The following is an 818-nucleotide window of genomic DNA, read 5'->3' as shown; positions in this document are numbered from 1 at the left end:
TTCCTGGGCTCGTACCCGATCACCCCGGCCTCCGACATCCTCCACGAACTCAGCCGCCACAAGAACTTCGGCGTCCGCACCTTCCAGGCCGAGGACGAGATCGCCGGCATCGGCGCCGCCCTGGGCGCCGCCTTCGCCGGCTCGCTGGGCGTGACCACCACCTCCGGCCCGGGCGTGGCCCTCAAGTCCGAGACCATCGGCCTCGCCGTCTCCCTCGAACTGCCGCTCCTCGTCATCGACATCCAGCGCGGCGGACCCTCCACCGGACTGCCGACGAAGACCGAACAGGCCGACCTGCTGCAAGCGATGTACGGCCGCAACGGCGAAGCCCCCGTGCCCATCGTCGCGCCGAAGACGCCCGCCGACTGCTTCGACGCCGCCCTCGAAGCGGCCCGGATCGCGCTCACCTACCGCACCCCGGTCATGCTCCTGAGCGACGGCTACCTGGCCAACGGCTCGGAGCCCTGGCGCATCCCCGAGGTCCAGGAACTCCCCGACCTGACCGTGCAGTTCGCACAGGGCCCCAACCACACCCTCGACGACGGCACCGAGGTCTTCTGGCCCTACAAACGCGACCCCCAGACCCTCGCCCGCCCCTGGGCCATCCCCGGCACCCCCGGCCTGGAACACCGCATCGGCGGCATCGAGAAGGAAGACGGCACCGGCAACATCTCCTACTCCCCCGCCAACCACGACCTCATGGTCCGCACCCGCCAGGCCAAGATCGACGGCATCACCGTCCCCGACCTCACCGTCGACGACCCCCACCACGCCCACACCCTCGTCCTCGGCTGGGGCTCCACCTACGGACCCATCAC

General features: G+C 70.4%; 1 pseudogene. It reads left to right on the top strand.

What is annotated here, in order from left to right:
* Window positions 1-818 (top strand): annotated as a pseudogene (locus tag ACFPIH_RS56355) (2-oxoacid:acceptor oxidoreductase subunit alpha); the annotation flags it as partial.

Source organism: Streptomyces vulcanius (assembly GCF_042653945.1).
Taxonomy (GTDB): Bacteria; Actinomycetota; Actinomycetes; order Streptomycetales; family Streptomycetaceae; genus Streptomyces; species Streptomyces mangrovi.
Note: the sequence above shows the minus strand (reverse complement) of the source record. Positions and strands in the feature narration are given on the sequence as shown.